The following is a 24049-nucleotide window of genomic DNA, read 5'->3' as shown; positions in this document are numbered from 1 at the left end:
CTTGTAAGATAGATTTCATTTTTATGTTGAAATATGGAAGATTCTATGCTATTTTTAATGTGCGAAGAACGCAGATTTCGGATGAATGTCCGAGAGCTGCGTTTTTTTGTTTTTTTATATCAATGGAGGTGAGAATTTGAATCGCAGGAGAAGCCTGCTTATTGCTGTGGTGGCTGCTGTTACGGCGGCTATGCTCGTGTATGGGCTATACGTGCTGCAAGTTAATCAGGTGGAGATGCAGCAGACGGTACCGGTCGTTGTGCCAAAAGATTTTATTCGTGCAGGAGTCTTGATCCGTGAGGACATGGTGGAGCTCCGACCTGTTCAAAAGGGAAGTTATACATCAGGTATGCTGACTAGTTTGGACGAGATCATTGGGCAGGAAACATTGATACCGCTAGGCACGAAGGAACCTATTTTGAAATGGAAGGTGAACCGCTATCATATGCTTCCGAATGAGAGGCAGGCAACGTTCCAAATGCCTAAAGAATATTTATTGTCGGTGTCTAACGGTATTCGTGCGGGAGATCGTGTTCGTGTGTATGTCTCAGGAACGGAGGACGGCAGCTCGCGAAGGCTTTTTGATGAGAAAGAAATTACGGTTGCTTCTGTAAAATCCTCGGCGAATGTGGAAGTGGACAATCCCAAAAATCCAAATTTGTTATCCAAGGTGGAAGGTGATAAGGAGAAAATGTATGCTTCCCGCTTGGAAGCTAACGGGGCTATTGACCAAATCAACTTGAATTTAACCGAAAATGAATGGCTGGAGATTGATCGTTTATGCAGCTCGAAGAAAGCAAAATTGGTTATTGCTTTCAGTTCCTCTTCGATTTTGACCGGAGAATGAGAGAGAAGGAGGGATGAGGTATGAATATCGGTTTACTTTCAACAGATCAAAGATTAATAGACGAAATTATTCATGTCGTTTATAGAAAACCATTGAACTGGATCATTTCATCAACAGCTGCGGATTTGATCAGCCATTTAGCGCAGTTAACATTTTCACATGTGATTATTTCCGATCGAGAACTGGATTTCGGCGGCTTGGAGGAGTTCCTTGAAGGGCTGCAGCTAGCAAAACCTGAACTGAAAATCATTGTTTTGCTTTCCAACTATCATGATGTAACGATCAATGAGAAGTATGTGAAAATGTGCAAACTCATGAGGTTGGACTACATTCAGCCGGGACGCAGTACCGCAGTTATTGCGGATGACATTCGGGCTTGGGTCGACGGGTTCGGGGGAGATTTAAGATACCAACAGCCAGTAGGTAAGTTAGTTACATTTATCGGATCCACGCCAAATATCGGGACGACCCTGGCTTCTTTTGGTGTGGCTTATTCGCTGGCGGCGGAGACTTCGCAGAAAGTGGGATATGTATGCTTAAATCTAAAAAGCTCTAAACTCCACCGCTATTTAGGGAGAGACGAAAACGGCTTTACGCTGGATGGCTTGCGTGCGGAGCTAAAAGCTCAAAGTTTGACACCGGATAGGCTGCTGCTCGTTTGCGATAAACCGAAGGAAGCCCACGGGCTGCATATCCTCTACGGTAATATGCTGCGCGAGCAAGCAGAGTTCTTTTCGCCATCGGAAATCGTACATTTGCTGCGTGTAGCCCGGAGGGCTTTTGATATTTGCGTCATAGAAGTCAATGCTTATTGGGACAATGCGGCAACTGTTTGTGGGTTATTGGAAGCTGACAGCAAAGTAGTCGTTACGACAGCGGACATTGCTCATTTTCAAGAAGATTTTTCACGGTGGATTAGGCAGGTTGGCTCGGTTTTTGGTTTGCAGCCAGATGGTTTTGAGTTAATGGCCGTTCAGACAGAACGTCATTCGAAGCATAGTGAGTTTACGATTAAAGATATTCGCAAGGAAACGCAGCTACATTTGATTGGACAGATTGCTAAGCATGGCGATGCACTTTCTCGCTGTAATCAAGGTAAACTGTTCGACATGCTGACCCCAAGTCATTCGATGTATGAGGAGGTTAAAGCTGTTGCGTCCAAATTGGCCGACTTTTATAAGCTGCCGAGGAAAGAGAATGTACGGCAAATTACATGGCTGCAGAAGCTGATGACGGGGAGAAAAACAGCAAGTTAATGACATGGAAGCGAGGTGAAAGGAGTGAACGAGGAAAGATTTTCGATTATTACTTATATGCACGAACGAAAATTGAAGGAAAAGGTCGTAGGAGCAGGTTTTGAGCCGGGAACCTATCAGGCAGGCAACGGAAGCACAGAGAAAATGGTTGGATTAGAATCAGAACATAGAGATAGCTGCAACGATTTAGGAGAGGGAACGGGTGGAATGGGTGGACAGTCCTCACAGGAGGATGTCATTTTTGATCAGTGGGTACAGGATATACGCAGTGAGCTTGTAACGATGAAAGGCAGAACGGAGGCCGAGAAACAGCTCTACAATGAGACGCTGAATCGCGCCATTCTTGGTTATGAGGAGGATCGAGGAAAACTGCTTGCCGTTATTCATGATCTCGTTTCAAAAAGAAGGCTTACCGGTAGGCCACCCCGAACGAGCGGATACACGACTTTGCCGGAGGCGATTTTTGCAGAAATTATTGGCATGAATGTACTGGAATTGGTGTTGAAACATAAGGAGGGACTTGAGGAGATCCAAGTTGTGGGAAGGCAGATTTTTGAGGTGCGTGGCGGGAATGCAATTCCATCCGCTTATGCGCTGCCTTCTGTACGTGAATTAGCAAGAATTCAACAAAATTTAGTGCTGTTTAACAATGATACGCTGAATCCTAGAAAGCGCTGGGCCGAGGTCGTGCTGCGGGATGGATCGCGAGTGACGATGACCGGCTTCGGTTTTACGGCGGAGCCCACTTTGACGATCCGTTTTTATACGGTAAAGAGGTTTGACTTGGCGACTTTGGCTTCTGCGGAGCTTGCCACAATGAATCATCGAATGGAGCAGTTAATTCGGTGTTTGATCCGTTCTTATTTTAACCTGATCGTTATTGGCCCCACGAATTCCGGTAAAACCAATCTTATTAAAGCAATCATTGCTGAAATGGATCATAACGAAAGGATTATTACGATCGAATCACGGTTTGAACTAAATTTGAAGCGTGATTTTCCGTACAAAAATATCGTCGAATACGAAATTGACGAAGAAGACCCGAGACATTCCGGCTTGCAGGCTTTTAAGCTGGCATTGCGTCAATCGCCGAAGCGGATTTGTCATGCTGAAATTCGAGACGAGGATGCGAACCTTTACGTCAGAGCTTGTACGCGAGGCCACGAAGGCAGCATCACTTCCGTTCACGTAGGTGAACTTGAGGATGTTCCTGATGCGATTACGGACATGTGCATGTTGGATGGCAGGGGAATGGATCCTCTGCGTTTGACGAAACGGATTACAGCGTTTGTGACACAAATCGGGATGGAGATGGCCGTTGTCCACGGGAAAAGGAAGATTGTGCGGATCGTCGAATATCGGTACGAAAATGAGGAGGTTTGCGTGACGGAACTCGCAGTTTATGACAAGTCGACAGAGGATTGGAAATTTCCCGGGAAATTGTCGCAACCTGCATCGCGGAAAATCAGTAAGGTTGACCACGAGGGCTATGCTTTGTTGATGAAGCTCGGTTTTATTGAGAAAGAAGGCGAGTGATGCATGATTTTCGCTACATATGCCTTTCTGACATTGCTGTTTATCGTCGTATATCTGGCTGTGCGATCCGGTTTACACGTATTAATCCGACAGCGCAAAGCCAGATTTAGGCTGCATTATGTCAAAACGTCTTCGTTCGGCAATCGTTTCAGTGAATATTTGGGCAATAGAAGTCGATTGATTAAGCATGTAAAGGAGATGATGGAATCCGTCGAATTAGGCATGAGTCTGCAAACGGTGTTGGTGGTAACTTTTGTCTTATTTTTAGTCGGCGTGATAGCGGGAATCTTGTATTTTCAGTCGGTAAAAGGTGTTCTGATTTTAACTTGCATCTGCGTGTCACTGCCCTATGTGCTGCTTCGACTTAAATTGGTTAGTGTGAGGCTGCAAACCCGACTGGAGTTTCTCCCGGCTGTAGAAGTATTTTACCAGTATTACATGGTAGATCCTCATAAGAATATGAAAATGGCACTGAAATATTGTTTAGAGGAAAACCGTATTTTGTATCCGATTAAGCCTGTGTTCGAGCAGCTTTATAGGAATCTAATGACTCAAAGAGATAAGGAGGAGAGCCTGCGCATTTTTTCGCTTACTTTGGGCCATGCATGGGCTGAGTATTTCGTTGGGATTCTGCGTGTCGCTTTGACGGAAGGAAGTTTTGTTGGCGATAGTTTCAAAGAGCTAATTATCGACATGCGAAAAGCGCAGCGATTCGATCAAATGGAACGAAATCGTCTTTTGGAGATTCGGATTGCCAATTTTACGCCGATTTTATTTCTAGCCTTATTTTTGTTCATTAATTTCAAAGTAAACGCTGACAATGCCTATTTATACTATGTTTTGGACCCTGGCGGACGAAATATGATTTTGGATGCGCTTTTGCTGATATTCGTTTCTTTTATCATGGGGATTTATCTTTCAATGCGAAGAATGTGAGGGTCTAATGAATGATTCAAATTGCATCCAATTTGCTTCTTTTCGTGCTTTTCATGACGGCTGTTTATCACGGTATTCTGCTTGTGCCTGTCCGGGCAAATAGGTGGAGGACATCGCAGGTTATGAGCGTGCTTCGGGAGAAGAAACTTCCTGACTGGTTGTTCAAATGCTTAGGGCTTAAGGCAAAGACTATAGAAGAGAAGCGTCAGCTTCTTATAGGGTGTGGCATCCGGATGAATGCAGGACTCTACGAAGGAGGCAGGAGAATTCTGCTGCTGACTGCCTTTCTAATTGGGGTTTTAGGTTACGCCGGCTTACAGTATCCATTGCTGACTTTGTTTATTGAGCCTATCTATGTATTAACCGGGACGGCCTGCCTGTCGCTATTTTTGTTTTTCGATAAAAAAGTGCTGGCTCAGTTGAAGGAAAAGAGGGCGCATCGCATTGTCCGGGAAATTTACGTCATTAGTCATCATCTGCTTTATTACAATGATTCACATATGAGTTTACATGCAAAGTTATCTTTATGTGCTTCTCAAACTCGTTCAATTCGGACGCAGTTCGGGCTGCTGCTCAATGAGTGGTATCAAGGTTCTGAAGCCGCAATTGCCCAGTTCAAAATAAGGCTGGGAACGGACGAAGCACACAGCTTCGGGGAGACATTGAATGTGCTCAGATTGAATGAACATGCGAGCTATTATGATCTGCTCAAGCAAAGGATTCAGGACTATAAAGAGAAGATGGAGTTAGTGCGGGAAAGTAAAAAAGAGGCAGTCTCTTACGTGTTGTTTGTGCTTGCCGGACTGCCGATTTTGAATACGTTTCGGGTATTTATGTACCCGTGGGTTGCTGAGGGTCAGCGTTTATTTCATGCAATTAACTAAAGGAGTGGCGTGTTATGAGAAATATTTTAGTTACCGTTATGATGTTGATTGTAGTTGCTTTCCTTTTTACATCGATTGTTAATGATGGTTCGACAGGATTAAGGCGGAACATTTCGACGCATGGCACGCAGGCTAATTCGGATATTACGTCATTACGGCCTTGATGCAGAGGGCAGGCTGTGAGGTCAATTTTGATGACAGTGATGTTGATTATGGTTGTAATTGTTATCTATAACAATGTGGTTGGAGGAAATACGGGAACACGGATGCAGGTGAACAACGGAGGTGCCAGAATTAATGGAACCATAGAGCGGATTGATCCATGAAGCAGCTATTAGTGTTCGTTTTACTTGTGACTATGCTCTGTTGGTTCATGTTCGCTCCTGTGTATAAGCATGTCATTATCGTTCGCCAGGCTGTTTTGCAAAAAGAGGTTGATTATTTACTTGAGATTGGCGCTAACGGCAGGCATGGGTACATCGATCAGTCGATGATTCAAGAGTCCAGGAATCGTATGGAGGCCAGGGGTTTCACGTCAGGAGAACTCGTGTATACGATTGAAACCACAACGGGAACGGGAGGGACGGATGTAAGATCACCTGTTTGGCGGGGAGCCGGCTTAGGTTTGAAGCTGACGTACCCCTATCATCGGCTTTTTGTTATTGATCAATTAGTGGGGATAACGATCCCTGCCGAAACAGATCGCATGGGGGCTAGCGGCATGAAGATGAGTGAGTATGTGCCTTGAAGGTTGAGGGGATGTTGTGTATAAGCTGCTATTCATGGCGCTGATGAGTGTCGTATTTATGTCGATGTATGCGCTGCAAACGGATGAAGAGCTGGCCATGCACACGCTTTTTCAGGGGAAGCATGCGCTGAACCGTGCGGTTCATGCGGCTGCTCAGCAAAATGATCAGGTGAAGCTGGCTGAGGGCATTCATGCGATTGATGAGAGCAGAGCCAAATCTGTGGCCTTACAATATTTGCAGGCAAACTTAAGACTGGATACGGCAAATACTCCGCTGCCTGGCACTTTTTTGCAGGATGAGGTGGTGGTGGAGTTATTTAAGATCGTTAATGAAGGGGAGGTATTTCCTTATACCTATACGAATTCCGCGTACGGTTACTCGGTTACGCTGAACCGACCAGGGGTAATTATGTTCATTCGTTTGAAATTCCCGCGAACGTATACCGTTTTGCAGCCGATTACTTGGAGGATTAAGTGTTCTGCAGAAATGGTATTTTGAATGTATAATAACAGATGAGGTGTACATTCTTGGAGTTGTGAGGAGAGGTACGAATGACGATTTTCCAGCTAAGGCAGCAGTGGCTTCAGGGTGAGATGATCAAACGGGGATGGTCCGGCTTCCTGGTCACCCATCATGTGGATATATATTATTACTGCGGCTCGATGCAGACGGGGTATTTGTTTATTCCAGCGGAGGGCGAGGCGCTTTATCTCGTTCGCCGCAGTTTGATCCGCGCGGAGGAGGAAGCGTCAGCGGACGTGGAAGCGCTGGGATCCTGGAAGACGCTGGCTGAGCGTCTTCGTGCGCGCTGCGCCGCGGCGGCGGATGCACCGCTGTGGATCGCGACGGAGCTGGACGTGTTACCCGTCCAGCTGTTTGGAAAGCTCCAGGCGGCGCTGCCCGGCGCGGCCTGGGAGGATGGCTCGCTGCTCGTGCGCGAGCAGCGAATGATCAAATCGCCGGACGAAGTCGCGGCGATTCGGGAGGCGGCGCGCGTCGTCGACGCGGCGCTGGAAGCGGTCATCCCCCACATTCGTGAGGGGATGGCGGAGTTTGAGCTGATGGCGCTCATCGAGCATCAGCTCCGGCTGCGCGGGCACCAAGGGCTGATGCGCATGCGCGCGTACAATTCCGAGTTAATCACCGGAATGGTCGCGACAGGCGCGGCGGCAGCGGTGCCCACCTATTTTGACGGGCCGGCCGGGGGTACAGGGCTCCACCCGTCCAGCCCGCAAAGCTCTGGCCGCGCGCTGCTTGTGCGCGGCGAACCGATTCTCGTCGACATTGGCTGCATGGTCGACGGATATTTGATCGATCAGACGCGCACGCTCGTGATCGGCGATTTGGACCCTGAGCTGCAGCATGCCTACGACGTGGCGGAGCAGGTGCTCCGTGCCACGGAGGCTAAGCTGCAGCCGGGCATGATTGCCGAGCATCTGTATCTGCTCGCGCTGGATCAAGTGCAGGAAGCGGGGCTGAGCGCCCACTTCATGGGGTACGGCGCCGACCAAGTGAAGTTCCTTGGTCACGGTATCGGGCTCGAGATCGACGAATTGCCTGTTCTCGCCAAAGGTTTTAAATATCCGCTGGCTCCTGACATGGTCATCGCCATCGAGCCGAAGTTTACGTTTCCCGGGCGCGGAGTAGTTGGCGTTGAGGATACGTATCTGATTACGGACAGCGGCTGGGAGAAGCTGACGATTTCGAGGGAAGGTCTTATCCGAGTTTAGTTTTATAGTAGCCATATCGCATAAAGAAGCTGTCTTGAAAGTAGAGTTTGCTACTTTTGAGACAGCTTCTTTTTTTGAGGATCTATCACTGTTTAGCCCAATTCGCTTAAAATCACGAAAATAGCGGCCCACAGTTCACTTTGCCTAGCCGAAAGGCCGTTTGCAACGGAAATAGCGGATCACAGTTCCGTTTTAATCTAAGCTTCTTGATCTTGACCTTAAATCCTTTCAATCACTTTATCAATCAGACCATACGTTTTCGCATCCGCGGCCTCCAAGTAGTAATCGCGGTCCGTATCCAGCTCGATTTTCTCAATGGGCTGTTTCGTTGTATCTGCGAGAATACGGTTAAGTGTGTGGCGTGTTTTGAGAATATGCTGAGCGCGAATGTGAATATCGCTTGCTTGCCCTTGAGCGCCGCCCCAAGGTTGATGAATCATAACTTCTGCGTTTGGAAGAGCAAAACGCTTGCCTGGTGCACCGGCTGTCAGAAGAACTGCGCCCATGGAAGCCGCCATCCCCACGCAAATTGTAGAAACGTCAGGTTTGATGAAATTCATCGTATCATAGATAGCCAATCCGGCTGATGTTGAACCGCCAGGGGAGTTGATGTAGAGAGAAATGTCTTTCTCAGGATCTTCAGCGGAAAGAAACAAGAGTTGGGCAATAATTGCATTGGCTACTTGATCGTTCACTTCTGTTCCTAAGAAGACAATTCTGTCTTTAAGCAAACGGGAATAAATATCGTAAGAGCGCTCTCCGCGCGCGGATTGTTCAACAACCATAGGTATGAAGCTCATAGAATTCATCCTTTCTATTTTGAGGAGTACCTTCTTTTTAGGACGCGGCTCTGCTTTGTAACGTATGACGGTAAGCAGGCTGTTTCTGACCAAAACCAGACGAAATGATGACAAGTCGGACGGGTTCCTCACCCTGAGAAGAAGGGAATTCACGAACGTTAAAGGTAGCTTCTGACTCAGATGAACCTTGGCGACGATAATTGTCAATGGAGATCACTTGGCCGTCTGATTTGATTGGAGCTACACGCTCTTTAGGGCGCTCCCATGTGATAATAGCTGCACTTGGCACTGTGTCCTTTTGTTCTCTTTTTGATTCTTTCTCTTGCTCATGTTCTTGACTCATCGTAGGCGTCCTCCTCATTCTTTCGGTTTCGGATACACGGCTAATAATACTTGATAGGCTTCATTCTCGTCTTTGCCGGCAGCGTAACGTTCCACTAACTGCTGTACCATGGCAGCATACTCCTCAATGAACGCCTGTCGCTGATGCTCATCAGACAAATGAACTTGGAGCTGCAGCGTAGCACTCGGAATTTCTTCTCCAACGTCAGATTGCTCCATGAGCAGCATGACATCACGCCTTATTCGCTCTGACGTTGTGACAAGATGTGCGAGCGAGCTTTGGTCCTTCAGCTTCTGCACGGTCTCGGGCTTCATGCTCAAACTGTCAGCGAGCACGAAAGTTTTGGCAATGGATCTGTACAGAACTTCGACCAGATTGCGCACTTGCCGTGTACCGATTCGCTGCACTAGACCCGCTTTTTCCAAAGCTTTCAAGTGATAGTTGATCCGCTGTGCAGTCTCACCAAGAGTTCGAGCTACTTCAGCTGCAGAGCCAGGTTCGAGGAGCTGTGCAATAATCTCCCCGCGGATGGGGTTAAGCAGTACTGTAGCTTGCTCGGGTGACTCGATGTAATACCTTTCCTGAATATCGTTTAGCATGGAGAGGATGCCTCCAGTACAATGAATATGTTACGTAAAAATATTTTATTACGTGGAAGATGGAAAGTCAATGGGCGGTTAGAAATCTCTACCAACTAACTGTTGGTGTTGGTGGATAACAAATTGGTTTTGAAATTTTCAATAAAGGTTTTTCTACGATTAACAGTAGAGGTAATTAAGCTATAGGGCAGATGAGTTTAATACCAGTAAGTCGTAGGTAAGTTTTTTATAAGCGTTCTCTAGCACTCAATAAATGGTACAATTTAGCGTGGTCTAAGAAATTAACTTCTTAAGGAGTGCTATAATGCTAAATTTTAAGAACACGACATTGGAAATTTCAAATAGTGGTATTGATACAGCTGTCCTATCGGTTGGGGCTACAGAACAGTTTGGACCATACTTACCCATGCATTTAGATACGCTTATTGCTGAGTTATATGCGACTGCATATGGAAATGAATTGAATGCTTACGTTTTGCCTACAATCCCTTTTAATACCTCCGAAGAACATGCCAATTTCAAGGGAACAGTTACTGTAAGTCCCAACATTTTAACAGCTATGCTAGAGGATATTGTTTGCAACCTGATAAGACAAGGATTTAGAAAGTTCTTGGTCTGCACCGGACATGGTGGTTCTTACTGGGAGGGTGCATTTGTTAAGCATATCAATTACAAATACCCGGAAATTATTGTGATTTCCGCAAATCACAATAATCATCTTGCATGGAATGAAGCAGTTGAAGCAGCAGGTTTGAAAGGCTTAAATGAAATGCATGGTGGTCTATTATCCGTTTGTACTGCTATGTGGCTATGTCCTGAACTAGTTAAATCTAACTCTATGGGTTCAGACATACCTTCAGAGAACCGTCTTTATGCTGATTATCTAGGATGGGATAAGCTAACCGAGGATGGTTGTTGGGGAAAGTATGATGAAGGGATCTATTCACAAGAAGAATTAGCGGATAAGGGCAAGATATTTTGGAGCACCTTTATTCAAAAAAGAACTGAAGGTCTTAAACGAATCCTTGAAGAAGGGTACCGTCGAAAAACTCAAGGGAAATTAAACTATCGGTGAACTAAAGTTCAAAAATGATTATGAAAAGGCAGCCAGCCCAGGGGATTGGTTGCCTTTTCTCAAATACGGGCAGTAGAGCTTGGTGGATGATCAACTTTAGAGTCAGATCTCAAGAGTCAATTTTTATAGCTGTTTTGTACCAATTAAGACGAAAAACTTAGTGGTAAGATGAATGGGTGATTTCCCAATTGAAAGGAGTGATGTGGTATGAAAAATTCCCATGTAGTTGTGGTTACAATGAAGGATGTTCAATTATAGTCATATAGAGATAAAATCCTCTATGAAGCAATTTTGGGAGGAATTCTCTTTGGGTATTGAATTAAAGCAAGTGTCCATTGAAAACTGGTATGATTGTACCAAGTTAAAAATTAAGAAAGAACAACTAAATGTTTTTCCTGCACCTGTTGTTTATTGGATTGCAGAATCGAAATATGTTGATGATTTTGAGCTGCGTGCAATTTATTGTGATGATAATTTAATCGGATTTCTTGTTTTTTGTAAGAAACCAGACTCGGATGGAAACCACTGGATACCTGCAATAATAATTGATGAATACCATCAGGGTAATGGCTACGGAAAGACTGCAATGAAACTACTAATTGAACTGTTTGAGTCAATGGACTCCAAAAGAATTATGATCGGGCACAGACCTAGTAACATAATTGCTGGAGAGATGTATGAATCCTTGGGGTTTAAAAAGACAAGCGAAGAGATAATAGATGGTGAAATTATACGTTTACTTCAACTTAATTAAAAAAACTGTCGTCGTATTGCTTATATAAATTGTTTAGCTATCGAAGAAAAAGCTTAATTACTCACTTGGATCTATATGATCTTTATAAAGAGCTAACGGTGAAGGAGAGATCTCCTCATGGAACAGATTGAATATCGAGATATTTGTGGAGTACCATGTATTATACTAGATCCTTCATCTGAACAGCTTGGACAAATTGTTCTGTATCACGGATGGGGATCAACGATAGAAAGTTACAAGTTTTTTGCATCGTTAATATCAAGTTGGGGATATCGAGTAATTATACCTGAACTACCTTGCCATGGGGAGCGCGGAAGCCTTAATTATTTTGATAAAGAATCGTTACAAGTTAATTTCTGGCCTGTCGTTTTTCAAGGAGTACAAGAAGCAGAGAAAATAGTTGCGGAGGCCATACAATACAGTGGTGGTCCAATAGCAGTGATTGGCCACTCAACAGGCGGATTTATTACCGCTGGAACATACGCTAAACATCAACAGATTCAATCCGCAATTGTTATTAATGGTTCCTGTGCTTGGGTTCAATTTGAAGAACTATATCGCGAAAAAAATGGATTGAATCCGATGGAGGCTAGTGCCAAATCTCTTTTACAACAAAATGATCCACTTTCCTATATTCGAATGAATCAAGAAAAACCATTATTGCTGCTTCATTGCCAGGATGACACTTCAATTCCTATAGATAGTCAATTATACTTTATAAATGCTATAACAACAGAGGGTAAACCAGCAGATCATATCCAATTAATTGATTATGCGAGAGTTAATCATCAGATTACATTAGGAATGCTGCAAAAGATAAAGGAGTTCCTTGATAAGACCTTGCTATCTCTACGCTAACGGCGAACGATAGTAACAATCATCATGACGAGGATAACGGAATAGTCCGATAGCTGTTCTATGAATTTTTCGAGGGGGTGCAGGATGGAGGAACAGGAGTTCCAGTATTATTTAGGACATCTCAAATGGAGTATGCCAGAAAACACTCAGGAAGAAGCAGTGAATTATTTTTCTAATAAAATTGAAGATAAATATATATCACGCCTTATTCAAGACACTGATAAGGACACGTGGGGCAATTCAATGAAAATTATAAGTAGCTTGGGTAAAGATAGGGCTATTATAGCTATTCAATGGTTACTATTTTTGCTAAAAGATCTAAATTGGCCAGGAGCAAATGAATCGATAGAAGTCTTAAAGCGATTTGAAACCGATGAACTAATACCTTTTATTGATATAGTATTAGATCAAGCAGACCTAGAAGAAGATCGTATGTGGATTTATGGTATAAAAGAACTTATCAGCAAACTAGGCATTGAACAATCTGTGTTATCAAATAAAGAAGTATTAAAAAAAGCAAAAGCCTAAAATATAATACAAAAAAAGAAGCGCTCTGGAAGAATGAAGCTTTTGATAATTCAACTAACGGAAAACAATAGTTGAACATTCAACAAGAACAAGGCTGCCGGCAATGTGCGGCAGCCTTTCGTTCACCTAACGGGAGTTTAGCGTCAGATAGAAACATCTAATATAATGTGCTTATCCACTTGACTGGAGGGTCTAACCTTGGGCATTAGGAATTATCTGATTGGAGGCGTTTCCGGCGCTGGCAAAACTACGGTCTGCAACGAATTGCAGCGGCGCGGCTACCATGCCATTCATGGTGATCGTGAATTGGCTTATCAAGGCGATCCGGAAACTGGTACCCCAACGGATGGCTTTAAACCCGAACACCACATTTGGCATGTAGATAAAGTAAAAGCTTTGGTCGTCAATCAGGATGAGGCGGTAACATTCTTCTGCGGTGGTTCGCGGAATTTCCACAAATTCATCGATCTCTTCGACGACGTGTTTGTCCTTGAAGTCGACTTGGAAACCAGTCTCCGGCGGATTGATGAGCGAGTAGCACTGGACCCAACTGACTGGGGTGGCAGACCAGAGGAACGGGAAATCAGTGCGCGAATTTATCAAACAAAAGAAGGCGTTCCCAAAAACGGGATTATTATCGACGCCACCGCACCGATCGCGCACGTCGTTGACGAAATCCTCCATCAAATCGAAGCAAATGAACGCCAATGAAGTAACTTATGCTCACTCACGGACAGCACCTGGATACGACCACTGCGCTAACGGAAACGATAGTTCAGCAAGTCTTCTGATTTGTAACTATATTTAATTTGTCAGAAGTATTTCACATCTAATTCGTTACTCAAACAAATTACCCCAAAATCCATTTCAAAACTTTATTTGTCATTTTATTCTCATTGAGAAGGCCAGCAAATCCTTATGCTTGCTGGCTTTCTTCATTTTCAAAACCAATTTGTAATTTTAACAGTTGGTTGACAAGTAAGTTTTGAAATGACAAATAAATTTTTGAAACGCCGAATGAACTTTGGACTACTCAATCTACAAACAGAATTTTTAGGGATTCTGAATGTCGACAAAACCTTTACCAAACACATCCTGCACATTTTGAACTGTCATGAAAGCTTCGTGATCCGCGGATTTTACGATGTTCTTCAGCAGGGCAACCTCCTGTTTCTTGACTATAATATAGAGAATATTCATGGAAGTCTTCGTATAATAACCATGACCGCTTAAGACCGTAACACCTCGATCCATAAGAGTGTTTACTTGTTGAGCTATCTGGTCTTGTTTTTTGGAAATAATCGTTATAGATTTCGTTGGGTTCAATCCCTCTATCACGAACTCCATCACTTTGGTAGCTACGAAAAGCATAATAATGGTGAACATCAGTCTTTCGGGGCCAATGATAAAGTAAGAGGACATTGCTACAAGAACATCGCACAACAACAACGCAAAACTGATATTCCAGTCCCAGAACTTGTTCATCAACTTGGCTATAATAACAGTGCCAGCAGTCGTACCTCCTACCCTAACAATAAGTCCGATGCCAAATCCAACCATAGCTCCTCCGAAAATGGAACTCACAATTAAATCGTTTGAAGCAATATGCCAACCCTGGGTCAGATGAAGAAACAATGAATGGAGAGAAACGGCAACGATTGTATATAATACAGTCTTTCTTGTTAACAAACGGCATCCAATTGCCAACAGTAACAGATTAATAATTAAACTTGTCCAACCTGGAGACCATTCCATCAAATAATATAAAATGATAGTAATGCCAACCACACCACCCTCGCCCAACTCGTGAGGGATGACAAACACATTAATGCCCAACGCAAAAGCTAGTGCACCAACTGTTATAATTAACAAATCTATGAATGTTCTTTTCACTTCTATAGCCTTCTTTCTCGCTATGGTACTAAGCAATGACGCAAGCCTGCCGTGTCATTTCATGCTATTGTTACATTTAAACACGGCCTTCATAACTTCTCAAGGAGTTATACTACCATGCTACCATGCTAACAATTTAACAGATTAAAGACAGACTTCACTGAAAGCTTTAGACGTATACAATCTCAGCTGGCTCTCCACCAGGCAGAGATCGCGGGAACTTAGAAGATGTTGATAGGACGGTAAAGACTCCTGGTGATTTAACTTCGAGGACGCTAGTACTCTTTCAAATAGAGAAAATATTCTTTAAAGAGCAAGGTATTTTTTCAAAAATAAAAGCACCGCGTTAAAGCTTTTCGCGGTGCTCTTTACTATGTATTTTTTTGTTACGCGGCAATAGCTTCATTAGTTTTTTTCTTCGCATTTCTTCTGCGGGTACGTGCTTTTAACTGCCACATGATGATTCCAGTGAACATTAATAGGAGAGGCGTCATTCCAAATACAAAGTAGATAAGCTTGGCAGTCTCCCCACCCCAAGTAGCAAAATGAAGTCCTTTTCTCCATGTGTTGTAAAGGTTAATGGCGAGATTTGGATTTGTTTTATACAAAATATCTCCCGTGGAAGCATCCATGTAAACCGTGCTATTGTTACTGCGTGATGCACCAAACCCTTCTTTCAAACCAACCTGAATGGATTGCCCGGGCTTGAGTGGAAGCTGAATTTTTGTCAATGTACTTTCCGGGTAAGACTTCTCAACCAGACTAACAACATTCTCAATGCCGATCATTGGTTGGTCTTTGCTTTTTGACTGTAAAGCTGAGGCAGGTATAGTATCCTTTGCAGTAAAGCCAAACCATACAGGAATTGATTTCTCATAGGCGTTAACGACACCTGTTAGCGTGATGATCAATAACACAGGAATAGAAATGATTCCAACGAGTTTATGTAGGCTCATATTATAGGCTAGTTTACCCCGATTTCGTATGAAACGAAAACCAAACGCCCATTTTCGAAGGCCTGGCCACCATAAATATATACCTGTCAGAAGGATTAGTAGCAATCCTATACCTAGAAATCCGACGAAGTAAGCGGCTTGCTGCTTGCCTATTACATCTGTTAGTAAAAAGTAGCGGTGCAAGTTATAAATAGTCGCGAATGGTTCACGACGTTCTTGCTGTACTTTTCCAAAGACTTTACCCGTGCCAGGGTCCGCATAGACTAATCCGGCATCTTTGCCACCTTCCTTGATAAGATGGATGTGATAGAAACCATCTTGAGCAGGCCATTCAATTCGATCCGATTTCAAAATAGGGTTCATCGCGTCTGCCTGCTGCTGAATGACTTTAACTCCAACATCTCCGGGTGTTGGTTGTTGGCCGATAGGATGAAGGAACCGTTCAACGTCGGGTTCGATCATTAAAAGGCTGCCACTTGTACAGGTAACTACAACAAAGATTCCAAGAATTAAACTGAGAAACAAATGAATGGTTAAAACAATTTTTCGCAAAGAGTATCCCTCCGGTATGGTTGTATAATGCCAATGTATTACTGAGAATCATTTTTAGGATATTGCAAATGATATTCATTATCACTTGCGATGTCAACAGCATTTTGAAAACGGGGCTAAGAATTTGTTTGATGTTTATATGTAAGCGATTACAAATATATGTATAATATTTCAAGCGGGTGATTGTGAAAATTGCAATTGACAGATCCAGTAAGGAGAGTAGAATAGACTGAGTAATCGATAATGATAATCAATGTTAATGAAATTTGTTTAAAAAACTATTATTAGGTGTGGTGATATATGCGCAAAGTTTTGATAATTAGTTGGATAGCTCTTCTTTTGATGTGGATTGTTCCGATTTCAGCGAGTGCAAGCGGGGAAGATGATCTGAAAAAGGCCGATGTGGACATCCAACAAGCTATTCAATTAGCCCAGAGCGGCAAGGTAGAGGATGCATCTAAGCTATTCGACAAGTTTCAAGTAAACTGGCTTACGATAGAGGAAGGCATTAAAGTAACTTCACTAGCCGCTTATCAAAAGATCGAGCAAGCCATGGGAGAGGTTTCATTTGCCACTTTGAAACAGCCCATTGATCAAGCCAAGCTTACAGATACATTGAAAGTGCTTCATGAATTAAATACAAGCTTCATATCCGGGAAGCTGGATGTTTTCGGGCAAGTAGCACAAAGCACGGAGAAGGTTACGATTGCCTCCTTGGTTACTTTGCTTGAAACAACGCAGGAGCAACTGAAACAAAGCGATTTTGAGGGAGCCAAAGCCAATATTGAGAAACTTCGGAGTTCTTGGCTTGACATCGAAAGTATTGTCTTAACACAGTCTTCGGCGGTATATGCCTTAATGGAAAGAGACATGGTTACAACTTATGCATTGCTGAGTGCAGAACCCGTTAAATCCAAAGAAGCCGCGATGACAGTCGAGCGCATGCATGAAGCTCTTGGACCATTAGCAGGTAAAACAAGCTATACCATGCTTGATGCCACGACCATTTTGTTAAGAGAAGGATTGGAAGCCCTTCTTGTCATTATTGCTTTGCTAGGCTTTCTGACCAAGTCAGGCCATGCAGATAAGAAGCGCTGGATCTGGTATGGTGTAGGCGGAGGACTATTCGTTAGTATTGTGCTAGGCATTATCGTTCAACAATTATTTTCCACAAGTGCTTTTGGTAACAACAACTTCCTAATTGCAGGTTGTACCGGGATATTTGCAGCACTTATGTTGGCTTATATGAGCTATTGGCTTCACAGTAAATCTAATATCTCAAATTGGCAGCAGTACATACGTAATCAAAGCGTAAAAGCATTAGCTACAGGCAGCCTTTTTTCACTAAGTTTGTTAGCTTTTCTAGCCGTTTTCCGCGAAGGGACCGAAACTGCCCTATTCATGATTGGCATGGCATCTTCGATCTCGATAACCTCTTTACTAGGCGGTATTTTAATCGGGGTTGGCATATTGATTGTTGTTGCTTTCTTGATCTTGAAGATCGGAATGAAGGTGCCGATGCGTCCATTCTTCCTAATTTCAAGTGTGTTCGTTTTTTATCTTTGCTTTAAATTTGCAGGCATGGGGGTACATGGCTTGCAGTTGGCAGGTTACTTACCTGCGACAACAGCATCTTGGTTACCGAGTTGGGAGTTCCTTGCTTTGTATCCAACGCTTGAAAGTGCAATTCCTCAGTTTGTTCTTCTTATCTGTGCTCTTATTGCGGTTCTAACGGATGCACGTAAAACGATGAAACTCAGAAAAACATCTTTGATTATAAAAGAAAACTAACATTTGGAGGTTTATCCTATGAATAAACGTAAACAATTAATCATTTTAACAGCTGCTATTGCACTTGTAGCAGTAGGGTGCAGCAAGGCGCCAACGGCTCCTGCAGCAACAACTGGCGCAACTCCTGTGGCAAGCCCTACACCAAATGTAACAAAAGTGCCAGCGAAAGAAGGCGCAGCAGCTTTTCTAAAGACAATCGATGGTTTGAAAGGACAGTTAGATAAAAAGGAGTTGACTGATCCTAAAAAGGTATCTTCTTCGCTGGTTGTTGACTGGGCTACCTTTGAAGATGAGGTTAAACTGAAATATCCTGAACTGTATGTAAAAGTTGAGAAATTTTTAGCACCATTAGAAGCAGGATTAACACAAGATAAGCTCGACTTTGCGATTCTGGGCCAGCTAAATGACGGTTTAAAAGGTGCATTAACAGAGCTGAGCACTTCCTTAAACGAGAATAAAGGTGCAGTAAACGACGCGGCGATTTCAGGTTCACAAGCTCTGCAAGAAGCCACGAAAGCTTATAATAAATACGTACAAGACCAAGGTAATCAAATGGTCTCGCTTTTGGAACAGTTAAACGCTGCTGTGAAAAGCGGTGATTTGAAAAAAGCGCAGGAAGCCTATGTTGCAGCACGGATGCCGTATGAAAGAATTGAGCCTGTAATTGAAAAATTCAAAGAGCTTGATGGTGTGATGGATGCGCGCGTTGACGACTTTAAAGATGAAAAAGATCCTGAATTTACAGGTTACCATCGTATAGAGAACTTATTATTTGTTCAAAAAGCAGTAAAAGACGCTGAACCTTTCGCTGCGAGATTGCTAGAAGACGGTAAGAAGATGCAACAAAGTATTGCTGCAACTAACATCGAAGCAACAGATTTTGTTACTGGTGTTGGTGAGCTGATGGAAGAAGCGCAGACCTCGAAGATTACGGGGGAAGAAGAGCGTTGGAGCGGTGCAACAGTACCTGTAATTAGAGCGAATGTAGAAGGCGCTCAGCAAATCTACGATCTTGTAAAAGTCGAATTAAAGAAGAAAGATGCTGCGCTTGATGATAAAATTAGTAAAAGCTTATCAAGTGTTATTGAAGCTATGAATACCTTGTCTCCAGTGGGAACGACATGGAATGATTTTGCTAAAATTGAGCAATCGAAACAGATAGATTTGAAAAATAAATTGGAAGCATTAGCAGAACCACTTGTGAAAATGCCTGGAACATTAGGACAATAATCAATAAAGGAGTATGACATCGCTATGGGAGACAAAATAAATCGTCGTACATTTCTAGGGATGACTGCCGCAGGTGCTGCTGGATTGATTCTAGGAGATTTTATTGGCAAGGAGCAGCAACATGAACTTGGCACTCCTGTAACAAAACAAGAGGCAGCTGCTGATGGAAAGGCTGAAACGCTTCCTTTTTACGGTACCCATCAGGCCGGTGTCATAACTCCGCAGCAAAACTTTGCAAATGTTGCAGCTTTCGATATAACCGTAGATGATCGACAGCAGTTACAGCAATTATTCAAGACTTGGACGGAAATGGCAGCCACCTTAATGGAGGGTAAACCGCTAGCAGCCGAACCGCAAGACGGCAAGTTTCCTCCAATAGACACTGGGGAGCAAATCGGACTGTCTACAGGTAAGCTGACTCTGACCTTTGCTGTTGGTAGTACTCTTTTTGAAAAAGAGGGAAAAGATCGTTTCGGACTCCGCTCACGCAAGCCTCAAGGTCTCACAGAGATGCCCATTTTTCACAAAGATTCTCTGCAGGATCAGTTGACACACGGGGATATTGTCGTTCAAGCTTGTTCCGACGATCCTATGATATGCTTCCATGCCATTCGAAATTTGGCTAAAGCGGCGCGAGGCGTAGCGCATTTGAGATGGCAGCAAACAGGTCAGTTAGGCATTAAATCGGATGGTACGAAACGTAATTTGTTCGGTTTCAAAGACGGTACGAACAATCCCGCTCTGAATGACGAAGCTTTTATGAAAAATAACGTTTGGATTGAAAGTGCTGACGGAACCCCATGGCTTGCAGGCGGAACTTATATGGTCGTCCGACGCATTAATATGCGAATCGAGACATGGGATCAGCAACCATTTTCCAATCAGGAAGAAATTATTGGTCGTCAGAAAGTTTCTGGCGCTCCGATGGACGGTAAAAACGAATTTGATCAACCCAATTTCGCATCAGATTCTAAAGGTGATACTACGGCATTAGATTCCCATATTCGACTCTCCAATCCAAGAGATGGTGAGAAATCCGAACGTGAACGAATTCTTCGTAGGGGATATAACTTTATGGAGAATCTAGATAGTGTGGGAAGAATGAACGCAGGTCTCTTATTTGTATGTTTTAATAGAAATTTACAAACTCAATTTGAGTCCATTCAAAAGCGTTTAACAAACCCTAAAATGCCAGATCAGATGTTATCTTATACGACGACTACGGGTGGAGGATACTTTGCGGTACTTCCGGGTGTAGTAAGTAAAGACAACTATTTGGGTCAGAATTTATTTAGTTAAATAACTTATGAGAAAAACGAGAGACACATGTCTTTCGTTTTTTTATTTTATATCGGTAAATGAAAAGTTCTCATTTAATTCTCATTTTTTATTGTTAAAGTAGGAAACGAGCTTTATTAGAGGTACCTTACTGCAAATTTGCCCGAAAATATACGATTGAGGTGACTTTATTGCATCAGTTAATTGAATGGATTTCAAATAATGCTACAGGAATAATCACGAGTTACGGAGTATTGGGAATCTTTATTGGGATGTTGTTGGAGAGTGCTTGTATTCCCATCCCAAGTGAAGTTATCATGCTTTTTGGAGGCTTTTTCATTCAAAAAGGTGCTTTTAATTATTTAGAGGTTGTTAGCGCTGGTGTATTAGGCAATTTAGTAGGATCTATCCTTATTTATTGGGTAGGAGCAACTGGGGCAAGAACATTGATAGAGAAATACGGTAAATACGTATGGATTCAAGCTGAACATATCAAAAAAGCTGAGCACTGGTTTAACCGATATGGTGAATACGCGGCTTTTTTCGGAAGAAATTTGCCCATCATTCGCACATTTATATCTTTACCTGCAGGTATTGCAAAAATGAATTTCTCACGCTTTGTTCTCTTTACATTTCTCGGATGTTTGCCTTGGAATTTGGTGTTAACCTATCTTGGTTATAAACTGGGAGAAAACTGGAATCGTGTCGAGCCCTACATACGACCGTTCAGCTATGGGATAGCGCTTATACTTGTAGTGCTTCTTTGTAGACACGTTTATAAATTAGTTCGAAATCATAAACGAAATTTTGGGACAGGACAATAAGTGTATGAAAGCATCTGTTGCGGTCATTTCTATTTTTATTTTGGTACTGACAGCTTGCACCAATATGGATCAAAGTCAACAAGTGATAATGAAGCCGACTCCAAGCGCTACTTCCATCGTTTCACAATCAAGTGCTCCAATTAGCTCAAGCCTTCCACTTCAATCAGAGAAGGTCACTTCTAGCCAAACTCCTGCACCGACCAGTTCGGCAGCAACAGTTCCTGAGCAACAAAAGGTTACAATCCCGCCTGATGAAGGGACAAGACCTGATCATGTCGTCATTGTTGTAGAAGAAAATCACTCATATGAGACATTAATTGGGAATCGAGCTGCTCCCTATATGAATGCATTGACCAAGCAAGGTGCGTTTTTTACACATTCCTATGCCGTAGCGCACCCGAGTCAGCCAAATTATTTTGTTCTGTTCTCTGGCTCTGATCAGGGCGTTAAAGACGACTCTTGCGGACATTTGTTTAAAACTCCAAATTTGGCGAGCGAGCTGGTACAAGCCGGCTTTTCCTTTTCTGGATATTCGGAAGATTTACCTGGGATTGGTTCTACGGCTTGTACCAATCATCAATACGGTCGAAAACATAGCCCTTGGGTAAGTTTCTCTAATGTTGCGAAAGAAAGTAACTTACCGTTCTCTCAATTCCCAACTGATTATAGCAAACTCCCTACAGTTTCTTTCGTCATACCGAATTTGGATAATGATATGCACGATGGAACGATTCTATCCGCAGATAATTGGCTGAAAACCCACATCGGCCCTTATGTCACTTGGGCACAAAGCCATAACAGCTTGCTTATACTTACATGGGATGAGGATGATTCTTCGAAAGATAATCATATCCCGACGATCTTTGTTGGAGCGATGGTCAAACCTGTAACTTACGATCAGAAAATAACGCATTTAAATGTTTTGCGAACAGTAGAAGATTTATATCATCTGCCATATATGGGGGCTACCGCGGATGCATCTGCCATTCAAGGTATATGGAGGAACAAGCTCAAATAACATGAAACAAGGCTATCCCCAATAAGTCAGGAAATGACTAGGGGAAATCGAAAAGTGAATTCCCTTCCAACTTTCTTCAGAAATTCTTTATCTTTTTCTTAGCTCATTCTGCAGAATTTTTCGTTACGATAGTTGCAACGTACGGAATGAGAGGAGAGTTATTTCATGATTAGAGCCATGCAGGAGCAGCTTTTGTTTCTATATAAATTCATGCGTGCACCGAGGCAGATCGGCAGCGTCGCCCCGAGCTCCGTGTTTTTAGCCAAAAAAATGCTCGAACCAGTTCAATGGAGTCAGGTAAGGAGCGTAGCTGAACTCGGGGTTGGCACTGGCGCCATTACCAGACATCTGGCACAAGTTCTGCATAAAGAGGCAAATGTTCTATTGTTCGAAAAAGACCAACAGATGCGAAGTCAATTGTCCGAGCGTTTTCGGCACTTCGCTTGCTATGCCGATGCATGTAACATGCAGCATGCCTTACGGAAAGAAGGAATCGATGGGCTAGATTGCATCTTGAGCGGTCTTCCGTTTTTTAATTTTTCGCCGGCTCTGCGCGAGCAATTAATGTGCCAGATCGAAACGACGTTGAAACCGGGTGGCTTATTCATCGCCTTCCAGTATTCGCAGCAGATGCGTAAGCAGCTCAGTCAGCGATTTGAAATCGAGCGAGTTCATTTTATTCCTCTCAACGTCCCTCCCGCTTTCGTATACGTCTGCCGTAAAAGGGGAGTATCTCGATAACAATATTTGCGTTTTTCGGAGACGTTTTTCCGGAAATATGGTAGCTTTGCAATAGGGCATTAGGCGGCTGGTCTAAAGATAAAAATCGGGGAGTGATTGAATTTGACAATCAGCGTTCTTGTCGCAGACGACGATCCGGAAATTCGCGACGTCATTCGTATTTACCTGCAAAATGAAGGTTACTGCGTTTTTGAAACGGAGGACGGCGTTCAAACACTCGAGCAGCTGCGCCGTGAATCGATCGATTTAATCATTCTGGACGTTATGATGCCGAACATGGATGGAATCAGAGCTTGCTTCAAGATTAGAGAGATGACGAAAATTCCGATCATTATGCTCTCAGCCAAAAGTGAGGATATCGACAAAATAACGGGGCTTACGACCGGGGCGGACGATTACGTGGCCAAACCGTTCAATCCGCTAGAGTTAATCGCAAGAGTGAAGGCGCAGTTGCGCAGACAAACATTCACCGGCGCCGCTGATCATCAGGTCAAAGCTTCCGATGGCAGCGTAGTTGAAATCGACGAGCTGGTCATTAACAAAACCAAGCATCTCGTGACGGTACGCGGCCAAGAGGTGCCTCTTACGCCAATCGAATTCTCCATTCTGGAGCTGCTTGCCGGTCATCGCGGGCAAGTGTTTAAAGTAGAGCAAATTTATAGAAACGTTTGGAAGGAAGATAAATTTTTGTCCGACAATACGGTAATGGTCCACGTGCGCAACATTCGAGAGAAGATTGAAGACAATCCGCGTGAGCCGCGATTTATCAAAACGGTTTGGGGAGTGGGTTATAAAGTTGAATAGAGACTTCTTTTCCCTCTTAAACTGGAAAAAAAGTATTAGGCTGCGCTTGCTCGGATCGCTTCTCTTT

27 protein-coding genes are annotated in these 24049 nt (G+C 43.4%); 22 read left to right on the top strand and 5 right to left on the bottom strand.

Features of this window, described 5'->3' with window-relative positions:
* Nucleotides 1-136 precede the first annotated feature (136 nt).
* From ACUN27_RS33515 to ACUN27_RS33470, 10 genes are read left to right on the top strand one after another with little or no spacing between them, the layout of a single operon-like run.
* A complete protein-coding gene (locus ACUN27_RS33515) occupies nucleotides 137-847 on the top strand; it encodes an SAF domain-containing protein (RefSeq protein ID WP_315955831.1) in 711 nt (236 codons plus the stop codon).
* A 20-nt stretch (nucleotides 848-867) separates the two neighbouring features.
* Complete coding sequence (locus ACUN27_RS33510) at nucleotides 868-2103, top strand: AAA family ATPase (RefSeq protein WP_315955832.1); 1236 nt, start codon at nucleotides 868-870, stop codon at nucleotides 2101-2103.
* 57 nt (nucleotides 2104-2160) lie between these two features.
* Entirely contained in the window at nucleotides 2161-3639 is a 1479-nt protein-coding gene (locus tag ACUN27_RS33505; RefSeq protein WP_445560341.1) for an ATPase, T2SS/T4P/T4SS family, read from the top strand.
* 3 nt (nucleotides 3640-3642) lie between these two features.
* On the top strand, nucleotides 3643-4575 hold the full coding sequence (locus tag ACUN27_RS33500; RefSeq protein WP_315955834.1) for a hypothetical protein: 933 nt from the start codon (nucleotides 3643-3645) through the stop codon (nucleotides 4573-4575).
* Nucleotides 4576-4586: 11 nt separating this feature from the next.
* The gene (locus tag ACUN27_RS33495; protein WP_315955835.1) at nucleotides 4587-5459 is read left to right on the top strand and encodes a hypothetical protein; all 873 of its coding nucleotides are present in this window, start codon (nucleotides 4587-4589) and stop codon (nucleotides 5457-5459) included.
* 14 nt (nucleotides 5460-5473) lie between these two features.
* Nucleotides 5474-5623, top strand: coding sequence for a hypothetical protein (locus ACUN27_RS33490; RefSeq protein ID WP_315955836.1), 150 nt, complete (start codon nucleotides 5474-5476; stop codon nucleotides 5621-5623).
* 30 nt (nucleotides 5624-5653) lie between these two features.
* Entirely contained in the window at nucleotides 5654-5785 is a 132-nt protein-coding gene (locus ACUN27_RS33485) for a hypothetical protein (RefSeq protein ID WP_258567494.1), read from the top strand.
* Nucleotides 5782-6207, top strand: coding sequence for a hypothetical protein (locus tag ACUN27_RS33480; RefSeq protein WP_315955837.1), 426 nt, complete (start codon nucleotides 5782-5784; stop codon nucleotides 6205-6207). Before ACUN27_RS33485 ends, ACUN27_RS33480 begins: the two co-directional genes overlap by 4 nt.
* Before the next feature lie 16 nt (nucleotides 6208-6223).
* Nucleotides 6224-6706, top strand: coding sequence for a hypothetical protein (locus ACUN27_RS33475; protein ID WP_315955838.1), 483 nt, complete (start codon nucleotides 6224-6226; stop codon nucleotides 6704-6706).
* Nucleotides 6707-6759: 53 nt separating this feature from the next.
* Nucleotides 6760-7938 carry a M24 family metallopeptidase gene (locus ACUN27_RS33470; protein ID WP_445560340.1) on the top strand — a complete coding sequence of 393 codons (1179 nt, stop codon included), beginning with the start codon at nucleotides 6760-6762 and terminating at the stop codon, nucleotides 7936-7938.
* Between the two features lie 218 nt (nucleotides 7939-8156).
* Here ACUN27_RS33470 and clpP read toward each other — a convergent pair whose 3' ends face one another.
* From clpP to ACUN27_RS33455, 3 genes are read right to left on the bottom strand one after another with little or no spacing between them, the layout of a single operon-like run.
* Entirely contained in the window at nucleotides 8157-8738 is a 582-nt protein-coding gene (gene clpP, locus ACUN27_RS33465) for an ATP-dependent Clp endopeptidase proteolytic subunit ClpP (RefSeq protein ID WP_315955840.1), read from the bottom strand.
* Between the two features lie 37 nt (nucleotides 8739-8775).
* A complete protein-coding gene (locus tag ACUN27_RS33460) occupies nucleotides 8776-9081 on the bottom strand; it encodes a hypothetical protein (RefSeq protein WP_445560339.1) in 306 nt (101 codons plus the stop codon).
* A gap of 14 nt (nucleotides 9082-9095) precedes the next feature.
* Entirely contained in the window at nucleotides 9096-9680 is a 585-nt protein-coding gene (locus ACUN27_RS33455) for an ArsR/SmtB family transcription factor (protein WP_445560338.1), read from the bottom strand.
* A 304-nt stretch (nucleotides 9681-9984) separates the two neighbouring features.
* Here ACUN27_RS33455 and ACUN27_RS33450 point away from each other — a divergent pair, with 304 nt between their 5' ends.
* The 5 genes from ACUN27_RS33450 to ACUN27_RS33430 all read left to right on the top strand — a co-directional run bounded on the left by ACUN27_RS33450 (nucleotide 9985) and on the right by ACUN27_RS33430 (nucleotide 13606).
* Nucleotides 9985-10755 (top strand): creatininase family protein, encoded by a 771-nt coding sequence (locus tag ACUN27_RS33450; RefSeq protein ID WP_445560337.1) that lies wholly within the window; start codon nucleotides 9985-9987, stop codon nucleotides 10753-10755.
* 307 nt (nucleotides 10756-11062) lie between these two features.
* Complete coding sequence (locus tag ACUN27_RS33445; RefSeq protein WP_445560336.1) at nucleotides 11063-11509, top strand: GNAT family N-acetyltransferase; 447 nt, start codon at nucleotides 11063-11065, stop codon at nucleotides 11507-11509.
* A gap of 117 nt (nucleotides 11510-11626) precedes the next feature.
* Nucleotides 11627-12367 carry an alpha/beta fold hydrolase gene (locus ACUN27_RS33440; RefSeq protein ID WP_445560335.1) on the top strand — a complete coding sequence of 247 codons (741 nt, stop codon included), beginning with the start codon at nucleotides 11627-11629 and terminating at the stop codon, nucleotides 12365-12367.
* Nucleotides 12368-12451: 84 nt separating this feature from the next.
* A complete protein-coding gene (locus ACUN27_RS33435; RefSeq protein WP_445559839.1) occupies nucleotides 12452-12895 on the top strand; it encodes a hypothetical protein in 444 nt (147 codons plus the stop codon).
* Nucleotides 12896-13093: 198 nt separating this feature from the next.
* On the top strand, nucleotides 13094-13606 hold the full coding sequence (locus ACUN27_RS33430; RefSeq protein WP_445560334.1) for an AAA family ATPase: 513 nt from the start codon (nucleotides 13094-13096) through the stop codon (nucleotides 13604-13606).
* Between the two features lie 342 nt (nucleotides 13607-13948).
* Here ACUN27_RS33430 and ACUN27_RS33425 read toward each other — a convergent pair whose 3' ends face one another.
* Both ACUN27_RS33425 and ACUN27_RS33420 read right to left on the bottom strand, forming a co-directional pair.
* Nucleotides 13949-14788, bottom strand: coding sequence for a YitT family protein (locus ACUN27_RS33425; RefSeq protein ID WP_326062792.1), 840 nt, complete (start codon nucleotides 14786-14788; stop codon nucleotides 13949-13951).
* 386 nt (nucleotides 14789-15174) lie between these two features.
* Nucleotides 15175-16296 carry a PepSY-associated TM helix domain-containing protein gene (locus ACUN27_RS33420; RefSeq protein ID WP_315955925.1) on the bottom strand — a complete coding sequence of 374 codons (1122 nt, stop codon included), beginning with the start codon at nucleotides 16294-16296 and terminating at the stop codon, nucleotides 15175-15177.
* A 300-nt stretch (nucleotides 16297-16596) separates the two neighbouring features.
* Between ACUN27_RS33420 and ACUN27_RS33415 the strand changes: the two genes are divergently transcribed.
* The 7 genes from ACUN27_RS33415 to ACUN27_RS33385 all read left to right on the top strand — a co-directional run bounded on the left by ACUN27_RS33415 (nucleotide 16597) and on the right by ACUN27_RS33385 (nucleotide 23982).
* Nucleotides 16597-18087 (top strand): FTR1 family iron permease, encoded by a 1491-nt coding sequence (locus tag ACUN27_RS33415; protein ID WP_315955924.1) that lies wholly within the window; start codon nucleotides 16597-16599, stop codon nucleotides 18085-18087.
* Between the two features lie 18 nt (nucleotides 18088-18105).
* On the top strand, nucleotides 18106-19317 hold the full coding sequence (locus ACUN27_RS33410; RefSeq protein ID WP_445560333.1) for an imelysin family protein: 1212 nt from the start codon (nucleotides 18106-18108) through the stop codon (nucleotides 19315-19317).
* Between the two features lie 24 nt (nucleotides 19318-19341).
* Nucleotides 19342-20616, top strand: a complete 1275-nt coding sequence (efeB, locus tag ACUN27_RS33405; RefSeq protein ID WP_445560332.1) for an iron uptake transporter deferrochelatase/peroxidase subunit — start codon at nucleotides 19342-19344, stop codon at nucleotides 20614-20616.
* Between the two features lie 161 nt (nucleotides 20617-20777).
* On the top strand, nucleotides 20778-21419 hold the full coding sequence (locus ACUN27_RS33400; protein WP_445560331.1) for a DedA family protein: 642 nt from the start codon (nucleotides 20778-20780) through the stop codon (nucleotides 21417-21419).
* Nucleotides 21420-21423: 4 nt separating this feature from the next.
* Nucleotides 21424-22437: an alkaline phosphatase family protein gene (locus tag ACUN27_RS33395; RefSeq protein WP_326062798.1), complete on the top strand. Its 1014-nt coding sequence runs from the start codon at nucleotides 21424-21426 to the stop codon at nucleotides 22435-22437.
* 165 nt (nucleotides 22438-22602) lie between these two features.
* Nucleotides 22603-23178 (top strand): class I SAM-dependent methyltransferase, encoded by a 576-nt coding sequence (locus ACUN27_RS33390; RefSeq protein ID WP_326062799.1) that lies wholly within the window; start codon nucleotides 22603-22605, stop codon nucleotides 23176-23178.
* Between the two features lie 102 nt (nucleotides 23179-23280).
* Complete coding sequence (locus tag ACUN27_RS33385; RefSeq protein WP_315955918.1) at nucleotides 23281-23982, top strand: response regulator transcription factor; 702 nt, start codon at nucleotides 23281-23283, stop codon at nucleotides 23980-23982.
* Nucleotides 23983-24049 lie beyond the last annotated feature (67 nt).

This window comes from Paenibacillus sp. WC2504, from assembly GCF_052682475.1.
This window is presented reverse-complemented; position numbering and strand designations above follow the sequence as displayed.